We start from the raw sequence: 18,647 nt of genomic DNA on the forward strand, positions 1-18,647 counted from the left end.
ACTGGCCGCATACGACGTAACCAGCGCGGCAGGCTGTGAACAGGAGATTTTGATGGCGTTCCACAACCCGTTCGTCAAGAACGGGAAGATCACCTTCCCGGACGGCGCCGGCATCGTGAAGCACGTCGAGCGCTGGGCGAAGGTCCGTGGGGACCGGCTCGCGTTCCGGTTCCTGGACTTCTCCACGGAGCGTGACGGCGAGGCCAAAGACCTGACCTGGTCGCAGTTCAGCGCGCGCAACAAAGCCGTGGCCGCGCGGCTGCAACAGGTGACCCAGGTGGGCGACCGCGTCGCAATCCTGTGCCCGCAGAACCTCGAATACCTCGTGGCGTTCTACGGCGTCCTGTACTCCGGCCGCATCGCCGTGCCGCTGTTCGATCCGTCGGAGCCCGGCCACGTCGGCCGCCTGCACGCCGTGCTCGACGACTGCAAGCCGTCGGCCATCCTGACCACGACCGCCGCCGCCGAAGGCGTCCGCAAGTTCTTCCGCAGCCGCCCGGCCAATGAACGTCCGCGTGTCATCGCCGTCGACGCCGTGCCGGACGAGGTCGCCGTCACCTGGATCCCATTCGACGACGTCGACGAGCACACCATCGCCTACCTGCAGTACACGTCGGGTTCGACCCGCATCCCGACGGGCGTGCAGATCACCCACCTGAACCTGGCCACCAACGTGGTGCAGGTCGTCGAGGCCCTCGAGGGCGAAGAGGGCGACCGCGGCCTGTCCTGGCTGCCGTTCTTCCACGACATGGGCCTGATCACCGCGCTGCTCGCGCCGATGATCGGCCACAGCTTCACGTTCATGACCCCGGCGGCCTTCGTGCGTCGGCCGGAGCGCTGGATCCGTGAGCTCGCCCGCAAGGAAGGCGACACCGGCGGCACCATCTCCGTGGCCCCGAACTTCGCGTTCGACCACGCCGCCGCCCGTGGCGTGCCCAAGGAGAAGATCGACCTCTCCAACGTCAAGGCCGTGCTGAACGGCAGCGAGCCGATCTCGGCGGCGACGGTGCGGCGGTTCAACGAGGCCTTCGGTCCGTTCGGCTTCCCCGCCAAGGCCATCAAGCCGTCCTACGGCCTGGCCGAGGCGACGCTGTTCGTGTCGACCACGCCGTCGGCCGACGAGCCGACCATCGTGTCGGTGGATCGCGACGCCCTCAACACCGGCACCTTCGTGGTGGTTCCGGACGACTCGCCGAAGGCTGTCGCCCAGGCCGGCGCCGGCAAGGTCGGTGTCGACGAATGGGCCGTCATCGTGGACGCCGAGACCGCCACCGAGCTGCCCGACGGCCAGATCGGCGAGATCTGGATCAGCGGCGCCAACATGGGCACCGGCTACTGGGGCAAGCCCGAGGAGACCGTCGAGACGTTCCAGAACACCCTCAAGTCGCGCACCAGCCCGTCGCACGCCGAGGGCGCGGCCGACGACGCCACCTGGGTGCGCACCGGCGACTACGGCGCCTACCACGACGGCGAGCTGTACATCACCGGCCGCGTCAAGGACCTGGTGATCATCGACGGCCGTAACCACTACCCGCAGGACCTCGAGTACTCGGCGCAGGAGGCCAGCAAGGCGTTGCGCGTCGGTTACGTCGCGGCGTTCTCGGTGCCGGCCAACCAGCTGCCCGACGAGGTCTTCGCCGACGCCCACTCGGGCCTCAAGCGCGATCCCGACGACAGCTCCGAGCAGCTGGTCATCGTCGCCGAGCGGGCCCCGGGCGCGCACAAGCTCGAACCGCAGCCGATCGTCGACGACATCCGGGCCGCCGTCGCGGTCCGTCACGGCGTCACCGTGCGCGACGTGCTGCTGACCGCGGCCGGCGCCATCCCGCGCACCTCCAGCGGCAAGATCGGCCGCCGGGCCACCCGTGCGGCGTACCTGGACGGCACGCTGCGCAGCGGCAAGGTGGCCAACGCCTTCCCCGACGATCTGAACTGACCCACACCCGGCAACCCTGTCCGGCGGCGAAAGTGAACAGTGAAAATGACTGACACCGAAGACAATTCGAACGAAATCGACACTTCGCCGCAGGAGGGGCAGGTTCCCGCTCGGGCTAACGGCATGTCCGTGCCGGAGATGCGGGAGTGGCTGCGCAACTGGGTGGCCAATGCCACCGGTCAGCCGGCGGACTCCATCAACGAGTCGGTGCCGATGGTCGAGCTCGGCCTGGCGTCGCGCGACGCGGTCGCCATGGCGTCCGATATCGAGGACCTCACCGGTGTCACGCTGACCGCCACGGTGGCGTTCCGGCACCCGACCATCGAGTCGCTGGCGCAGGTCATCGTCGAGGGCGAGCCCGAGGAAGACACGGACGCCGCGAACGCCGAGGACTGGTCCCGCGACGCCGACGACGACGCGATGAACATCGCGATTGTCGGCCTGGCCACCCGCTTCCCGGGTGACATGAACACGCCCGACGAGATGTGGCGGGCGCTGGTCGAAGGCCGCGACGCCATCACCGACCTGCCCGAGGGCCGCTGGGAAGAGTTCCTGTCCGAGCCCCGGATCGCCGAGCGCGTGGCCAAGGCCCGCACCCGCGGCGGCTACCTGTCGGACATCAAGGGCTTCGACGCCGAGTTCTTCGCGCTGGCCAAGATGGAAGCCGACAACATCGATCCGCAGCAGCGGATGGCGCTCGAATTGACCTGGGAGGCACTGGAGTTCGCCCGTATCCCGGCGTCGTCGCTGCGCGGCGAGTCGGTAGGCGTGTTCGTCGGTAGCTCGACCAACGACTACAGCTTCCTGTCGGTGTCCGACCCGTCGATCACGCACCCGTACGCCATCACCGGCACCGCGAGCTCCATCATCGCCAACCGGGTGTCGTACTTCTTCGACTTCCGCGGGCCGTCGATGGCCATCGACACCGCGTGTTCGTCGTCGCTGGTCGCGATCCACGAGGGCGTCAAGGCGCTGCGCTCGGGTGAGGCCAGCGTCGTCGTCGCCGGTGGTGTCAACGCCCTGGTGACCCCGATGGTGACGGTCGGCTTCGACGAGGTCGGCGGCGTCCTGGCGCCGGACGGCCGCATCAAGTCGTTCAGCTCCGATGCCGACGGCTACGCCCGTTCCGAGGGTGGCGGCATGGTCGTGCTCAAGCGCGTCGCCGACGCCCGTCGCGACGGTGACGAGATCCTCGCGGTGATCACCGGTTCGGCCATCAACCACGACGGCCGCTCCAACGGCATGCTGGCCCCGAACCCCGACGCGCAGGAAGCGGTGCTGCGCAAGGCCTACAAGGACGCCGGCGTCGACCCGAAGACCGTCGATTACATCGAGGCGCACGGTACCGGCACCATCCTGGGTGACCCGATCGAGGCCGACGCGCTCGGCCGCGTCGTGGGCCGTGGCCGCGCCGCCGACAAGCCGGCGCTGCTGGGCGCCGTGAAATCCAATGTGGGACACCTGGAGTCGGCCGCCGGTGCGGCCAGCGTCGCGAAGATGACGCTGGCGCTGTACCACGACAAGCTGCCGCCGTCGATCAACTACGCGGGCCCCAACCCGTACATCGACTTCGACAAGGAACACCTCAAGGTCAACGCCGAGCTGTCGGACTGGCCGCGTTACAGCGGTCACGCCATCGCCGGTGTCTCCGGTTTCGGTTTCGGTGGCGCCAACGCGCACATCGTCATGCGTCAGGTGCTGCCCAGTGACCTCGTCGAGCCGGAGCCGAAAGAGGTTGTGGCCGAGGAGAAGCCGGCCTCGGATGCGGGCGCCGTCTACGTGGGTGGCGTCAAGATGGACGAGTACGGCGAGTTCATCGACGACGACAACGACACGCGTGGTGACGCCGAGTTCTACGGCTACGGGACCGACGACGAGCCCGAGCTCCCCGGCCTGACCGAGCGGGCGCTGGAGCTGATCGAGGCCGGCCGCGCCGAGCTGGAGGCTGCCGAGCCGGTCAAGCGCATTGTCCCGCTTGCGGTTTCGGGCTTCCTCACCTCGCGCAAGAAGTCGGCTGCCGCTGAGCTGGCGGACTGGATCGACAGCGAGGTGGGCCGGTCCTACTCGCTGGAGTCCATCGGTCGCTCGCTGTCGCGCCGCAACCACGGCCGTTCGCGCGCAGTGATTCTCGCGCACGACCACGACGAAGCCGTCAAGGGTCTGCGGGCGCTGGCCGAGGGCAAGCAGAGCCCGCTGGTGCTGGCCGCCGATGGCCCGGTCACCAACGGCCCGGTGTGGGTGCTCGCCGGTTTCGGTGCGCAGCACCGCAAGATGGGCAAGAGCCTGTACCTGAACGATCCCATCTTCGCGGAGTGGATCAACAAGGTCGACGCGCTCATCCAGGACGAGCGTGGCTACTCGGTCGTCGAGCTGATCCTCGACGACGCCATCGACTACACCAACGAGACCTGCGAATACCCGATCGAGGTCGTCCAGACCGTGATCTTCGCGCTGCAGATCGCGCTCGGCGAGCTGCTGAAGGCGCACGGCGCGAAACCCGGTGCGGTAGTTGGCCAGTCGCTCGGTGAAGCGGCCGCGGCCTACTTCTCCGGTGGCCTGTCGCTGGCCGACGCCACCCGCACGATCTGCTCGCGTGCCCACCTCATGGGTGAGGGCGAGGCCATGCTGTTCGGCGAGTACATCCGCCTGATGGCGCTGGTCGAGTACTCGGCCGAGGAGATCAAGACGGTCTTCGCCGACTTCCCGGGCCTCGAGGTGTGCGTCTACGCCGCCCCGACCCAGACCGTCATCGGAGGTCCGCCGGAGCAGGTCGACGCGATCATCGCCCGCGCCGAATCCGAGGGCAAGTTCGCCCGCAAGATGCAGACCAAGGGCGCCAGCCACACACAGCAGATGGACCCGCTGCTCGGTGAGCTGTCCGCGGAAATCCAGGGCATCGAGCCGCGCCCGCTGCAGACGGCCTACTACTCGACGGTGCACGAGGGTCAGCTGATCCGGGCCGGTGCGGAGCCGATCCACGATGTCGAGTACTGGAAGAAGGGGCTGCGCCACAGCGTCTACTTCACCCACGGCATCCGCAACGCCGTCGACAACGGGCACACCACCTTCCTCGAGCTTGCGCCGAACCCGGTGGCACTCATGCAGGTTGGGCTCACCACGATGTCGGCCGGCCTGCATGACGGTCAGCTGATCCCGACCCTCGCCCGTAAGCAGGACGAGGTCGACTCGATGACCAACGCCATGGCCCAGCTGTTCGTGCACGGCCACGACCTGGACTTCCGGACGCTGTTCTCGCCGGCCGAGAACCCGGCCGTCGACTACGCGCCCATCCCGCCGACGCGCTTCAAGCGCAAGCCGCACTGGCTGGACGCGCACTTCACCGCCGACAGCTCGGCCATCGAGCCGGGCAGCCACGTCGCGACCCCGGACGGCCGGCACGTGTGGGAGTACGCCCCGCGCGGCGAGGTCGACGCCGCGGCGCTGGCCAAGCTGGTGAAAGCCGCTGCGGCGCAGGTGCTTCCGGATGCGGCGCTGACCGCTTACGAGCAGCGTGCCATCCCGGGTGAGGGCGCGCGCTTGGTCACCACGCTGACCCGGCACCCCGGTGGCGGCACGGTGCAGGTGCACGCCCGCATGGGCGAGTCCTTCACCCTGGTGTACGACGCCGTCGTCACCCGCGGTGGTGATGGTGCGGCGCTGCCGGTCGCCATGGGTGGTGCGGCCCTGCCGGCCGCCGTCGGCGCATCAGTGGCCGAAACCGCCGCCGCCGCACCGGAACCCGAAGACGACGCCGCCATCCTGCAGGACAACCTGACCGCGGGCGCCGGCCTGGCCGCCGGTTTCAAGAAGTGGTCGCCGGATTCCGGCGAGACCGTCGCGGACCGGTTGGGTGCCATCGTCGGCGGCGCCATGGGCTACGAGCCTGAGGACCTGCCGTGGGAGGTGCCGCTGATCGAGCTGGGTCTGGACTCGCTGATGGCGGTCCGGATCAAGAACCGCGTCGAGTACGACTTCGACCTGCCTCCGATCCAGCTGACCGCGGTGCGTGACGCCAACCTGTACGCGGTGGAGAAGCTGATCCACTACGCCATCGAGCACCGCGACGAGGTCGGCCAGCTTGCCGAGGCACAGAAGGGGCAGACGGCCGAGGAGATCGCCGCCGCGCAGGCCGAATTGATGGGTGGCGCGACGACGGTCGCCGAGCTGGAGGCCAAGCTGGCCGAGGCCGGGCACCCGCTGGCCGACAAGGACGACGACAAGCCGGCGGCGGCCGAGATCGCCACGGACTCCGCTGTCGCGCTGGAGGTTCCGCCGCCCCCGACGAACCCCGCCGGCCCGGCGGCCGTCCCGCCGCCGCCGACGAACCCGTCGGGACCGGCCGGACCGAGCCAGGCGACCGCTGCGGCGGCTGCCGCCAAGGTCCTCACGCAGGAGGCGGTCACCGAGGCGCTCGGCGCCGACGTGCCGCCGCGCGATGCGGCTGAGCGCGTCACCTTCGCGACGTGGGCGATCGTCACCGGCAAGTCACCGGGTGGCATCTTCAACGAGCTGCCGGCCGTCGACGACGCGACCGCGACCAAACTGTCCGAGCGGCTTTCCGAGCGCGCCGAGGGCATCGTGACGGTCGAGCAGGTGCGGACGGCCAAGACGATCGAAGAGCTGTCCACGATCGTGCGTGATCAGCTGGAAGACGGCGTGGTGGACGGCTTCGTCCGCACCCTGCGGGCACCGAAAGAAGGTGGGTCGCAGGTACCCCTGTTCGTCTTCCACCCGGCCGGTGGCTCGACGGTGGTCTACGAGCCGCTGTTGAAGCGCCTGCCCGAGGACATCCCGGTCTACGGCATCGAACGCGTCGAAGGCTCCATCGAGGAGCGCGCCGCCGAGTACGTGCCGAAGCTGCTGGAGATGCACAAGGGCCCGTTCGTGCTGGCCGGTTGGTCGCTGGGTGGGGCGCTGGCATACGCGTGCGCCATCGGGCTCAAGCAGGCCGGTGCCGATGTGCAGTACGTCGGGTTGATCGACTGCGTGCGACCCGGCACGCCGATCGACAAGAGCCAGGCCGGTATGCGAGCCCGCTGGGATCGCTATGCCCGCTTCGCCGAGCGCACCTTCAACGTCGAGATTCCGGAGATTCCGTACGAGGAGCTGGAGAAGCTCGACGACGAGGGCCAGGTGAAGTTCGTGCTGGACATCGTCGCGCAGAGCGGCGTGCAGATCCCGGGCGGCATCATCGAGCACCAGCGCACGTCGTATCTCGACAACCGCGCGCTGGACACCATCGACATCCAGCCGTATGACGGCCACGTCGTGCTCTACATGGCGGACCGTTACCACGACGACGCGATCGTGTTCGAACCTGCGTACGCGACCCGTCAGCCCGACGGCGGATGGGGCGAGTTCGCGCCCGATCTCGAGGTCGTGAATATCGGCGGCGAGCACATCCAGGCCATCGACGAGCCGTACATTGCCAAGGTCGGGGCGCACATGAGCCAGGCCATCAACCAGATCCAGGCCGGGAAGTAGTAGGAGAACCGTGACTGAAGTTACCGAACAGCGCAGCCCTGCCACGACGGCAGAGAAGCTCGCAGAGCTTCGCCGAAAGCTGGAGCTGGCAGCCGATCCCGGTGACGAGAAGGCCAAGGCGCGGCGCGACAAGAAGGGCATTCCGTCGGCCCGCGCCCGCATCCACGCGCTCGTCGACCCGGGCAGCTTCTTCGAGATCGGCGCGCTCGCCAAGACGCCCGGCGACCCGAACGCGCTGTACGGCGACGGTGTGGTGACCGGCCACGCCACCATCGACGGCCGTCCGGTCGCGGTGTTCAGCCATGACCAGACGGTGTTCCAGGGCTCGGTCGGCGAGATGTTCGGCCGCAAGGTCGCCAAGCTGATGGAGTGGGTGGCCATGGTCGGCTGCCCGATCATCGGCATCAACGACTCCGCGGGTGCCCGCATCCAGGACGCCGTCACCTCGCTGGCCTGGTACGCCGAGCTCGGCCGCCGCCACGAGATGCTGCGCGGCACGGTGCCGGAGATCTCGATCATCCTCGGCAAGTGCGCCGGTGGTGCGGTGTACTCGCCGATCCAGACCGACCTGTTGGTGGCCGTGCGCGATCAGGGCTACATGTTCATCACCGGCCCGGACGTCATCAAGGACGTCACCGGCGAGGACGTGACCTTCGACGAGCTCGGTGGCGCGGATGTCCAGGCGCAGCGCGGCAACATCCACAAGGTCGTCGAGGACGAGGCCGCCGCCTTCCAGTACGTCCGCGACTACCTGAGCTTCCTGCCTGCCAACACCTGGGACGACCCGCCGATCGTCAACCCGGGCCTGGAGCCGGAGCTGACGCCCAGCGACTTCGAGCTGGACAAGATCGTGCCGGACGCCGACAACGCCGGCTACGACATGATGGACATCCTGCTCCGCATGTTCGACGACGGCGACATCTTCGAGATCGCCGAACAGCGCGCTCCGGAGATGATCACCGCGTTCGCGCGGGTCGACGGCCGGCCGGTCGGCGTCATCGCCAACCAGCCGCTGTTCATGGCGGGCGCCATCGGTAACGAGGCCTCCGACAAGGCGGCCGGGTTCATCCGGTTCTGCGACTCCTTCAACCTGCCTTTGGTTTTCGTCGTCGACACCCCCGGCGCCCTGCCGGGTGTCGCCGAGGAGACCGGCGGCATCATCAAGCGCGGTGGCCGCTTCTTCAACGCCATCGTCGAGGCCGACGTGCCGAAGGTGACGTTCGTGATCCGTAAGGCCTACGGCGGTGGTTACGCCGTCATGGGCTCGAAGCAGCTGTCGGCCGACCTCAACTTCGCCTGGCCGACCGCACGCATCGCGGTGATCGGTGCCCAGGGTGCGGCGCAGCTGCTGGTGAAGCGCTTCCCCGATCCGAATGCGCCCGAGGTGCAGAAGATCAAGGCGGACTTCATCGAGGGCTACAACGCCAACATGGCGATTCCGTGGACCGCGGCAGAACGTGGCTACATCGATGCCGTGATCCAGCCGCACGAGTCCCGGCTGCTGCTGCGCAAGTCGCTGAAGTTGTTGCGCGACAAGCAGAAGCACGACCGCATCGCCCGCAAGCACGGCCTGACGCCACTCTGATCTCGCGCGAGCTGACTCAAATGTCCCCCGACACACAGTGTTTGGGGGACATTTGCGTCTGGTGGCCGATGTTTGCGATGGGGCCGTCGTGGGTAGTGCCAGACCGTCAGCGACGGTCGTCGCAGGATGACACTCTTCGTACCAAGGTGGTTGACGCATGGCATTGACGGAATCGCGTGCCGGTCAGGCTCGAAACGGCGAAGCGGTGACCGACACCGATGCCGGTGTGCTCCCCCCGGTCCCGGCCCGAACGCGCCGGGCCTTCTGGTGGCTGGAGCGGTTCGCGCCCGCGATCGGAGCTCGCTGGGCCACCGAATTGTGGTGCACGGTTCCGGACGTCGACCTGAGCACCAAGATGCCGCCCGGTCTGCCGGACAGCACGCCGTTTGAAGCGGCGTGGGACGGCCACCGCATTGCCGGGCAGTCGTGGGGTTCGGGCCCGTTGGTCTACCTGGTACACGGCTGGGGCGGGTGCCGGGCGCACATGGCGGTTTTCGTCAAACCCCTTGTCGCGGCGGGGTATCGGGTCATCGCGTTCGACCTCCCCAGCCACCACGATTCGGAGCCGGGGGCACTGGCGCCGGGCCGCACCACCATCGTCGAGTGCGCGGAAGCAGTGCGGGCCGTCATCGCTCAGCACGGGCCGGCGCACGCCGTAGTCGGTCATTCGCTGGGTGCAAAGGCGGCGGCGCTGGCCGCGGCGCGCGGTGCGCAGACGGGGCGCTTGGTGTTCCTCGCCCCGATGGGCGACTTCACCTGGTACCTGGACGCTTTCGCCGAACGCCACAACTTCGGGCCGCGGATCCGGGACCGCCTGCACCGGCGCCTGGACCGACGGCTCGGCATGCCGCTGCTGGGCACCGACATCACCGCGTCGGCCAAATACGCCGGCGACCGGCCGCTACTGCTCATCCACGATCCGGATGATCCGGACAGCCCCTACTCGTCCAGTGTCGAGATCGCAGAGGTGTGGCCTGGCGCGCGGCTCGAGACCACGAAGGGCCTGGGCCGGCTGGCCCACTACCGGATTCTGCGGCATCGCCCGGCGATCACCGCCGGCGTCGACTTCATCGGGACACCCTAGGCGCTGCCGAAATTGGCGAGCCGTGATGTTCGCGCGGCGGATGCGAATTCGACCCGCCGCGCGAACATGAGGGCCAGGTTCTCTATTGAGTTGTCAAGGTGCGCAATGCTTTGCGTGTTAGGCGGCTGTGTCGAGGTGCATGGTGCGGCGGTTGTATGCGGGGATGGGTTTTCGGTGTGGGTCGACGGCCGCGGGTGGGATGAGCCAGGGGTGTTTGTCCAGGCCCATGACGACGTCCCAGCCGTCGTGGTGGACGTTGGCGTGGCAGGCTGGGCACAGCAGGCAGCCGTTGGCTAGTGAGGTCTCACCGTGGTGGGTCCAGTGGATGATGTGGTGGGCGTGGGTGCGTCCGGGTGGGGCGCCGCATTTGATGCAGCATTCATCGCGGTGATAGAGCGCTTTGCGTAGGTGCGCCGGGAACAGGCGTTTCTCGCGCCCCATATCGAGGGGTACGTGTTCGCCGTCGACGATCATGGTGGTGACGGTGGTGTCGCAGCAGATTCGTTCCAGGGTCATGGTGCTGATCGATCCGATGAATTCCAGTGTGGCCAGGTCGGGGGCGTCGGCGGGCACGGTGATCAGCAGTTGGGTGCGCGGCGCGGACGCGGTGTCGCCGCCGCGGGCGGCGATGTCCAGCACCGCTTCCAGCGCGTCGGCCCGCCGCCTGCCCGCCGTGCGGGTGTCGGGGGTGCCGTCGGGTTCTGGCCGCGGTGCCGAGTGTTCCTCGATCGCTGCGACCAGCTTGGCGCCCACCTCCACGTCCAAGTCCGCGCGCACCTGCACCCGACCATCGGAGGTGACGCGGTGCTCGACGGTGTTGACCGACCGATCCTCGGCGGCCGGCAGGCCCCCTTCGGCGGCGGCGACCCGGTTGCCCAGCCGGCGGGCGCGTTTGTCGATGTCTGCGGGGGTGGCGCCGGAGAAGAACTGCCCCAACAGATCGGTCACCTGCGCGAACCGGGTCTCCTCGTCCACCTCACCGGGTGCGCGGGCTTGGATGTGGTTGATGCCTTTGACGATCGCATCCACATGCTCACCGGAGATCGCACCATCGGCAGCATGCGCAGCCAGGATCGGCAACGCCGGCAACGCGCCCGATACCCGGACCAGCCGCTGCGCCACCGACGGCGCGCACCCCAACGCCATCAACAACTCCCGCAGCGTCCGCCCCTGCGCCGCCGCCGCATCGCGGCGATCCAGCACCCCGGTCAGCATCGCCGCCACATGATCGACCACATTGCGCAGCCGCAGCACGTACGGCAGCGCCTCCTCCGCGTCGTCCCTGGACATGTCGTCGGGGATGTCCACGCCACGCAGGTGATCGAGAAGAGCGTTGAAATCCGGTGCGATTCCCATGCCCAATTGTATCGAACACATGTTCGAACGGCAAGGGGTTTTTGGGCCCTGCATCAGGACTTCGGCGACGGTGCCGTCGTCGGCCGTGGAAGGGGATCTGCCGTTCCGGGCACCGCCTGCGGTTTGTTACCGCGCTGATAAGAAATCCGGGGCGCACCGCCGCGGCAATGTGACGGGCAACGCACACTCGCTGCTGCGCTCCAGCCCTGACGGGCGAATCTTCGCAGGTAGGAACCGCGATGCCGAAATCGCGTCTGTTTCAGGACATGACGGCCCTGTTAACGCGGTCGCACAGGGTCAGAGGGGTTCTGTGCGTTCTTTTGACAGTCGTTCGGCCGGTTCTAGCCTCATGTTTCGACGGCTCGAAAGGAGGGCTTTGTGGCCGAGTTGGCAGGAAGCCCGGCGACGTCCGGCGATGCATTGTTGCGACTGTCCAAGTACTTTCACCGCGGGGAGATCTCCGGAGACCAGCGCACGATCCACAAGGTCGGCGGGCGCTCGGCGGACGACTTCTATCGCGACCGCTGGGCCCACGACAAGGTGGTGCGCTCCACGCATGGCGTCAACTGCACCGGTTCGTGCTCATGGAAGATCTACGTCAAGGACGGCGTGATCACCTGGGAATCGCAACAAACCGACTACCCGTCGATCGGCGCCGACAAGCCCGAATACGAGCCGCGCGGCTGCCCTCGTGGCGCGTCGTTCTCCTGGTACACGTATTCGCCTGCGCGCGTGCGATATCCGTACGTCCGTGGCCTCCTGCTCGACTACTACCGCGAAGCCAAGGAACGGCTGCAGGACCCGGTGCTGGCCTGGGCCGACGTCGTCGAAGACCCGGTGAAGGCCAAGGCCTACAAGTCGGCGCGCGGTCGCGGCGGCTTCGTCCGCGCCGAGTGGTGGGAGGCCGCCGAGATCGCCGCGGCCGCCCACGTCTACACCGTCAAGACCTACGGCCCGGACCGTGTCGCGGGCTTTTCACCGATTCCCGCCATGTCGATGGTGAGTCATGCCGTTGGGGCACGGTTCATTTCGCTCATGGGCGGATCGATGCTGTCGTTCTACGACTGGTACGCCGACCTGCCGGTGGCATCGCCGCAGGTGTTCGGTGACCAGACCGACGTCCCCGAATCCGCCGACTGGTTCGACGCCGGCTATCTCATCATGTGGGGCTCGAACGTCCCCGTCACGCGCACGCCCGACGCGCACTACATGACCGAGGCGCGCTACCGCGGCCAGAAAGTCGTTGTGGTGTCGCCGGATTACGCCGACAACACCAAGTTCGCCGACGAATGGCTGCCGGCCCACCCGGGTACCGACGCCGCGCTCGCCATGTCGATGGGCCACGTCATCCTCAAGGAGTTCTTCGTCGAGAAGAACACCCCGTACTTCACCGACTACGTCAAGAAGTACACCGACCTGCCGTTCCTGGTCGCGCTGACCGAGCGCGACGGCCGGTTGGTGCCCGGAAAGTTCCTCACCGCAGCGGATCTCGGCGGCGAACACGCGGACACGGAAGCCGCGGTCTCCAAGCCGGTACTGCTCGACGCCGACGGCGCCCCGGTGGTGCCGAACGGGTCCCTGGGCCATCGCTTCACCGCCTCCGGTGAAGGAAAATGGAACCTGGACCTGCAGGGGGTCGACCCCCTCCTCACGCTGCACGGTGGCGCCAATGATGTCGCTACCGTTGCACTCCCTCGGTTCGATACCGACCAGCCCGGCGTCCTGGAGCGCGGCGTCCCGACCAGAATCGTTGCGGGACAGCGTGTCACCACGGTCTTCGACCTCATGCTTGCCCAGTACGGCGTGGCCCGTGACGGTCTGCCGGGCACTTGGCCCACCGGCTACGACGACGCCACCGAGCCGTACACCCCGGCGTGGCAGCAGGCCATCACCGGCGTGCCGGCGCAGGCCGCGGAGCGTATCGCGCGCGAATTCGCCGACAACGCAGAGCGTTCCAAAGGCCGCTCGATGATCCTCATGGGTGCCGGCACGAATCACTGGTTCCATTCGGATCAGATCTACCGCTCGTTCCTGTCTCTTGTGATGCTCACCGGCTGTCAGGGCGTCAACGGCGGCGGCTGGGCACACTACGTCGGCCAGGAGAAGTGTCGTCCGGTAACAGGCTGGGGGACACTGGCATTCGGGCTGGACTGGCAGCGGGCACCGCGCCAGATGCAGGGCACCGTTTTCTGGTACCTGGCCACCGACCAGTGGCGCTACGACAGGTTCACCACCGAGCCGATGACCTCACCGCTCGCCACCGGCATGCTGGCGGGCCGCACCGCGGCGGACAACATCGCTCTCGCGAGCCGGCTGGGGTGGATGCCGAGTTACCCGACGTTCAACCGTTAATCCGCTGGATCTGGCCGACGAAGCCGAGCGTCAGGGCAAGGACGCTGCACAGCATGTACTGGACGGCCTGAAGTCCGGGCACCTGCAGTTCGCCTGCGAGGACCCGGATGCTCCGGAGAATTTCCCGCGCTGCCTGACGGTGTGGCGGTCGAACCTGCTGGGCTCGTCGGCGAAAGGCAACGAGTACTTCCTCAAGCACCTGCTGGGCGCCGACAACAACGTGGCGGCCAGCGATGAGGACGGCGTACATCCGCAGGATGTGCGCTGGCGCGACGAGGCACCGGCAGGGAAGCTGGATCTGCTGCTGTCCTTGGACTTCCGCAACACCAGCACGACGCTGTACTCGGACATCGTGCTCCCGGCCGCGACGTGGTACGAGAAGCACGACCTCTCGAGTACCGACATGCATCCTTTCGTCCACGCCTTCTCGCCGGCCATCTCGCCGCCGTGGGAAACCAAGACCGACTTCGACGCCTTTCACCGGATCGCCCGCGGCTTCTCCTGGCTCGCCGAGAAGCACCTGGGTAAGCGCAAGGACATCGTCGCGATGCCGCTGGCCCACGACAGCTCCGACGCCACCGCCCAGCCCGGCGGAAAGGTTCTGGACTGGAAAGCCGGCGAATGCGAACCGATTCCGGGAAAGACCATGCCGCGCCTGGTGACGGTGGAACGCGACTACCCGGCGCTGGCCGACAAGATGGCCGCGCTCGGCCCCCTCGTCGAAACGCTGGGTCTGACGGTCAAGGGCGTCACCACCCACCCCGATGCCGAAGTCGAGTACCTGGCCGGCGTCAACGGAGTGTCCGATCGTGGCGTCGCGGCGGGACGGCCGTCGCTGGCCAAGGACACGCACGCGGCCGAAGCCATCCTCGCGCTGTCCGGCACCACCAACGGCCGCCTGGCGGTGGAGGGCTTTGAGGCCCTGCAGCGTCGGACGGGAACCGAACTCGTCGACCTGGCCGCCGAGAACGAAGGCAAGCGAATCACCTTCGCGGACACCCAGTCCCGGCCCATGCCGGTCAACACCTCGCCGGAGTGGTCGGGGTCCGAAACCGGTGGCCGGCGCTATTCACCTTTCACCATCAACACCGAGCGGCTCAAGCCGTGGCACACCCTCACCGGGCGCCAGCACTTCTATCTCGACCACGACTGGATGGACGAGATGGGGGAGCAGTTGCCGACGTTCCGCCCGCCGTTGGACATGACCGCATTGTTCGACGAGCCGGCCGTCGGTGACACCAGTGGTGGCATCACCGTCCGCTACCTGACACCGCACTCCAAGTGGTCCATCCACTCGGCGTACCAGGACAACCTGTACATGCTCACGCTTTCCCGTGGTGGACAGGCGATCTGGATGTCGGATGTCGACGCCGCCAAGATCGGGGTGAAGGACAACGACTGGATCGAGTGCACCAACCGCAACGGTGTGGTGAACGCGCGCGCGATCGTCAGCCACCGGATGCCCGAGGGCCTGGTCTTCATGTACCACGCCCAGGACAAGGCGGTCGACGTGCCGCGTACCGAGAAGACCGGCAAGCGCGGCGGTATTCACAACGCCCTGACCCGCATCATGATCAAGCCCACGCACTTGATCGGCGGCTATGCCCAGCAGTCCTTCGCACTGAACTACCACGGCCCCACGGGTAATCAGCGCGACGAGGTGACGACGATCCGTCGCCGTTCGCAAGAAGTGGAGTACTGACCTATGAGAGTCATGGCGCAACTTGCGATGGTGATGAACCTCGACAAGTGCATCGGCTGTCACACCTGCAGCGTCACCTGCAAGCAGGCGTGGACCAACCGCAGCGGTGTCGAGTACGTCTGGTTCAACAATGTGGAAACCCGCCCCGGGCAGGGCTATCCGCGCCAGTACCAGGACCAGGAGCGCTGGAAGGGCGGGTGGACGCTCAACAAGCGCGGCAAGCTCACGCTCAGATCGGGCTCGCGGTTCAAGCGGCTGCTGAACATCTTCGCCAATCCGGACCTGCCCACGGTCAGCGACTACTATGACCCGTGGACGTACGACTACGACAACCTGCTGTCGTCGCCATTGATGGACACGACGCCCGTGGCCCGGCCCAAGTCGCTGATCACCGGGCAGGACACCAAGGTCACCTGGGGCGCCAACTGGGACGACGATCTCGGCGGCGGACCCGAGCAGGTGGGCCGGGATCCGTTGCTGGCCAAGGTCGAAGAGGTCAGCCAGAAGGTCAAGCTCGAATTCGAGCAGACGTTCATGTTCTACCTGCCGCGGATCTGCGAGCACTGCCTGAACCCGGCCTGTGCCGCGGCGTGCCCGTCGGGCGCCATCTACAAGCGTGCCGAGGACGGCATCGTCCTGGTGGATCAGGACAAGTGCCGCGGCTGGCGCCAGTGCGTCACCGGCTGCCCGTACAAGAAGATCTACTTCAACCACAAGACCGGCAAGGCCGAGAAGTGCACCTTCTGTTACCCCCGTGTCGAGGTGGGTATCCCGACGGTCTGCTCCGAGACGTGCGTCGGCCGGCTGCGGTACATCGGTGTGATGCTCTACGACGCCGACAAGGTGCTGGAAGCGGCGTCGGTCACCGATGAAAAGGACCTGTATCCGTCGCAGCTCGGGGTGTTCCTCAACCCGCACGACCCGCGCGTGGTCGCCGAGGCCGAGCGAGCCGGCATCTCGCCCGAATGGATTGAGGCTGCGCAGAATTCACCGGTCTACCGGCTGATCGTCGATTACCAGGTGGCGCTGCCGTTGCACCCGGAATACCGCACCATGCCGATGGTCTGGTACGTCCCTCCGCTGTCGCCGGTGGTGGACATCCTCAAGGAAACCGGCCACGACGGCGAGAACAAGAACAACCTGTTCGGCGCCATCGACACGCTGCGGATCCCGATCGAGTACCTCGCCGAGCTGTTCACCGCGGGGGAGGTCGGGCCCGTCCGGGCGGCCTTACAGCGACTGGCCGCCATGCGCGCCTACATGCGGTCGGCGAACCTCGGCGAGGAGTTCGACGAGACCATTCCCGAGTCGGTGCGACTCACCGGCGAGGAGATCGAGTCGATGTACCGGCTGCTGGCCATCGCCAAATACCAAGACCGATACGTCATTCCGAGCGGTGCGGGTTCCGACGCGCACCGACTCGACGCGATCGCCACCGGCTGCAGCCTCGACGGTGACGGTGGTCCGGGAATGTCGGCCTTCGACGCGATGGCTGACAAGTTCCACCTCGTCGACACCAACAGTGCTGTGCCGAAGGACGATCCGACGCGGGTCAACCTGCTCAACTGGGACGGCCGCAGTCCCGACGGACTGGTGCCGAGCCGATGAAGCTCCTGTCCCTGGGGCGCCGGACGGCGACCGGTCCGGACCTGTCCGAGCACCAGCAACGGCTGGTGTGGCGCATCACGGCGCTGTTGCTCGACTACCCGACCGCCGAAACATGCGCCCTCACCGACGAACTGGCTGCTGCCGCAGGTGAACTGCCGGAGCCGATCCGCACTCACGTGACCGACTTCCTGTGGTACTTCTGCGAGACCAACGCCACCGAGCGCGCCACCCGGTACGTCGAGACGTTCGACATGCGCCGACGGACGAGCCTGCACCTGACGTATTACGCCTACGGCGACACCCGCAAGAGAGGGATGGCGCTGCTGCGGTTCAAGCACGCCTATCGGCAGGCGGACATCACCATCGGCGACGAAGAGCTGCCCGACTACCTGCCGCTGGTGCTCGAATTCGCCGCCACCGTCGACCAGGCGCGCGGCGAACGACTCCTGGCCGAGCACGTGCCGGTTCTCGAGCTGTTGCGGCTGTCGTTGCAGGACAGCGGTTCTCCATATGCCGCTCTGCTGGCCGCGGTCCTGGCGACCCTGCCGCCGATCAACACCGCCGATCGCCGGCGCATCACTGAACTCGCCGCCGACGGCCCGCCAGAGGAGGACGTCGGCCTGGATCCGTTCGGCATGGATCCGATGATGATGGATCCCGCCATGACTGGAGGCAGACGATGACCAACCTCTTGTGGATGACGTTGCCGTACATCGCCTTCACGTCGTTCGTGTTGGGGCACATCTGGCGCTACCGGACCGACCAATTCGGCTGGACCACAAGGTCATCGCAGATCTACGAGAGCCGACTGCTGCGGCTCGGCAGCCCACTGTTCCACTTCGGCATCCTCGGCGTGCTGGGCGGACACGTAGTCGGCCTGCTCATCCCGGAATCGTGGACTTCGGCGATCGGCATTTCCGAACACACCTATCACCTGATGGCGATCGGGATGGGTGCGCCGGCGGGGTTCGCGGTGATCGCCGGCGCCGCCATCCTGTTGTACCGCCGTACGAAGGTGCCCGCCGTACGCGCTGCCACCACCGTCAGTGACAAGCTCATGTACCTGCTGCTGGTCGGCGCACTGGTCACCGGCATGGTCAACACCCTGGGCAACGTGGTGTCGGCATACAACTACCGGGAGACCGTATCCCCTTGGCTACGGAGTCTTTTCACTCCGCACCCGACGCCCGAATTGATGTCGACAGCGCCCCTGTCCTTCCAGGTGCACGTGCTCATCGTCCTGACGCTTTTCGGTATCTGGCCCTACACGCGGCTGGTGCACATGTTCAGCGCCCCGGTCGGGTACCTGGTGCGGCCGTACGTCGTCTACCGCAGCCGGGACCCGCAGCGCGCCAGCAACAGTCGGTACGCGAAGGCCTGGGTGACGCCGCAGGCGCCGCCTCCTCGCAGTCGCTGGGTCTAGATCCTGCTGCTGTGCCGAACGTCAAGAGCGAGAAATCGCCGGCAGATTCATACGGTCAAGACAACATCCATTGATTTGGGAGGTTGTCGTGCCCAGTGGGTATCCGCATTCGAAGCA

At 67.1% G+C, this 18,647-nt stretch carries 8 protein-coding genes and 1 pseudogene; 8 read left to right on the forward strand and 1 reads right to left on the reverse strand.

Annotation, left to right across the window (positions count from 1 at the left end; genetic code table 11):
- The first annotated feature begins 52 nt into the window (after positions 1-52).
- The 4 genes from fadD32 to ACJH6H_RS07155 all read left to right on the forward strand — a co-directional run bounded on the left by fadD32 (position 53) and on the right by ACJH6H_RS07155 (position 10,089).
- A complete protein-coding gene (gene fadD32, locus ACJH6H_RS07140) occupies positions 53-1,936 on the forward strand; it encodes a long-chain-fatty-acid--AMP ligase FadD32 (protein WP_406774512.1) in 1,884 nt (627 codons plus the stop codon).
- 45 nt (positions 1,937-1,981) lie between these two features.
- Positions 1,982-7,420, forward strand: coding sequence for a polyketide synthase Pks13 (gene pks13 / locus ACJH6H_RS07145; protein WP_406774513.1), 5,439 nt, complete (start codon positions 1,982-1,984; stop codon positions 7,418-7,420).
- Between the two features lie 10 nt (positions 7,421-7,430).
- The gene (locus ACJH6H_RS07150; protein WP_212807528.1) at positions 7,431-9,005 is read left to right on the forward strand and encodes an acyl-CoA carboxylase subunit beta; all 1,575 of its coding nucleotides are present in this window, start codon (positions 7,431-7,433) and stop codon (positions 9,003-9,005) included.
- Between the two features lie 157 nt (positions 9,006-9,162).
- Positions 9,163-10,089 carry an alpha/beta fold hydrolase gene (locus ACJH6H_RS07155; RefSeq protein ID WP_318983983.1) on the forward strand — a complete coding sequence of 309 codons (927 nt, stop codon included), beginning with the start codon at positions 9,163-9,165 and terminating at the stop codon, positions 10,087-10,089.
- 117 nt (positions 10,090-10,206) lie between these two features.
- Here ACJH6H_RS07155 and ACJH6H_RS07160 read toward each other — a convergent pair whose 3' ends face one another.
- Positions 10,207-11,445 (reverse strand): DUF222 domain-containing protein, encoded by a 1,239-nt coding sequence (locus tag ACJH6H_RS07160; RefSeq protein WP_406774514.1) that lies wholly within the window; start codon positions 11,443-11,445, stop codon positions 10,207-10,209.
- Positions 11,446-11,832: 387 nt separating this feature from the next.
- Here ACJH6H_RS07160 and ACJH6H_RS07165 point away from each other — a divergent pair.
- The 4 genes and pseudogenes from ACJH6H_RS07165 (at position 11,833) to narI (ending at position 18,530) form a co-directional block, all read left to right on the forward strand.
- Positions 11,833-15,499, forward strand: a pseudogene (locus tag ACJH6H_RS07165) (nitrate reductase subunit alpha).
- Positions 15,500-15,511: 12 nt separating this feature from the next.
- Positions 15,512-17,107, forward strand: a complete 1,596-nt coding sequence (gene narH / locus ACJH6H_RS07170; protein ID WP_318983980.1) for a nitrate reductase subunit beta — start codon at positions 15,512-15,514, stop codon at positions 17,105-17,107.
- A complete protein-coding gene (gene narJ / locus ACJH6H_RS07175; protein ID WP_318983979.1) occupies positions 17,104-17,790 on the forward strand; it encodes a nitrate reductase molybdenum cofactor assembly chaperone in 687 nt (228 codons plus the stop codon). The genes narH and narJ overlap by 4 nt, the downstream gene beginning before the upstream one ends.
- Positions 17,787-18,530, forward strand: coding sequence for a respiratory nitrate reductase subunit gamma (gene narI, locus ACJH6H_RS07180; protein ID WP_318983978.1), 744 nt, complete (start codon positions 17,787-17,789; stop codon positions 18,528-18,530). The genes narJ and narI overlap by 4 nt, the downstream gene beginning before the upstream one ends.
- The last annotated feature ends 117 nt before the right edge of the window (positions 18,531-18,647 follow it).

Origin of the sequence: Mycobacterium sp. SMC-21 (assembly GCF_045310825.1) — a bacterium.
In the GTDB taxonomy this organism is placed as follows: domain Bacteria; phylum Actinomycetota; class Actinomycetes; order Mycobacteriales; family Mycobacteriaceae; genus Mycobacterium.

Bases quoted from the DNA above. Each gene is read 5' to 3' on its own strand.
- fadD32 (WP_406774512.1), top strand. From the start codon at position 53: ATGGCGTTCCACAACCCGTTCGTCAAGAACGGGAAGATCACCTTCCCG.
- narI (WP_318983978.1), top strand. From the start codon at position 17,787: ATGACCAACCTCTTGTGGATGACGTTGCCGTACATCGCCTTCACGTCG.
- ACJH6H_RS07155 (WP_318983983.1), top strand. From the start codon at position 9,163: ATGGCATTGACGGAATCGCGTGCCGGTCAGGCTCGAAACGGCGAAGCG.
- narJ (WP_318983979.1), top strand. From the start codon at position 17,104: ATGAAGCTCCTGTCCCTGGGGCGCCGGACGGCGACCGGTCCGGACCTG.
- pks13 (WP_406774513.1), top strand. From the start codon at position 1,982: ATGACTGACACCGAAGACAATTCGAACGAAATCGACACTTCGCCGCAG.
- ACJH6H_RS07160 (WP_406774514.1), bottom strand. From the start codon at position 11,445: ATGGGAATCGCACCGGATTTCAACGCTCTTCTCGATCACCTGCGTGGC.
- narH (WP_318983980.1), top strand. From the start codon at position 15,512: ATGGCGCAACTTGCGATGGTGATGAACCTCGACAAGTGCATCGGCTGT.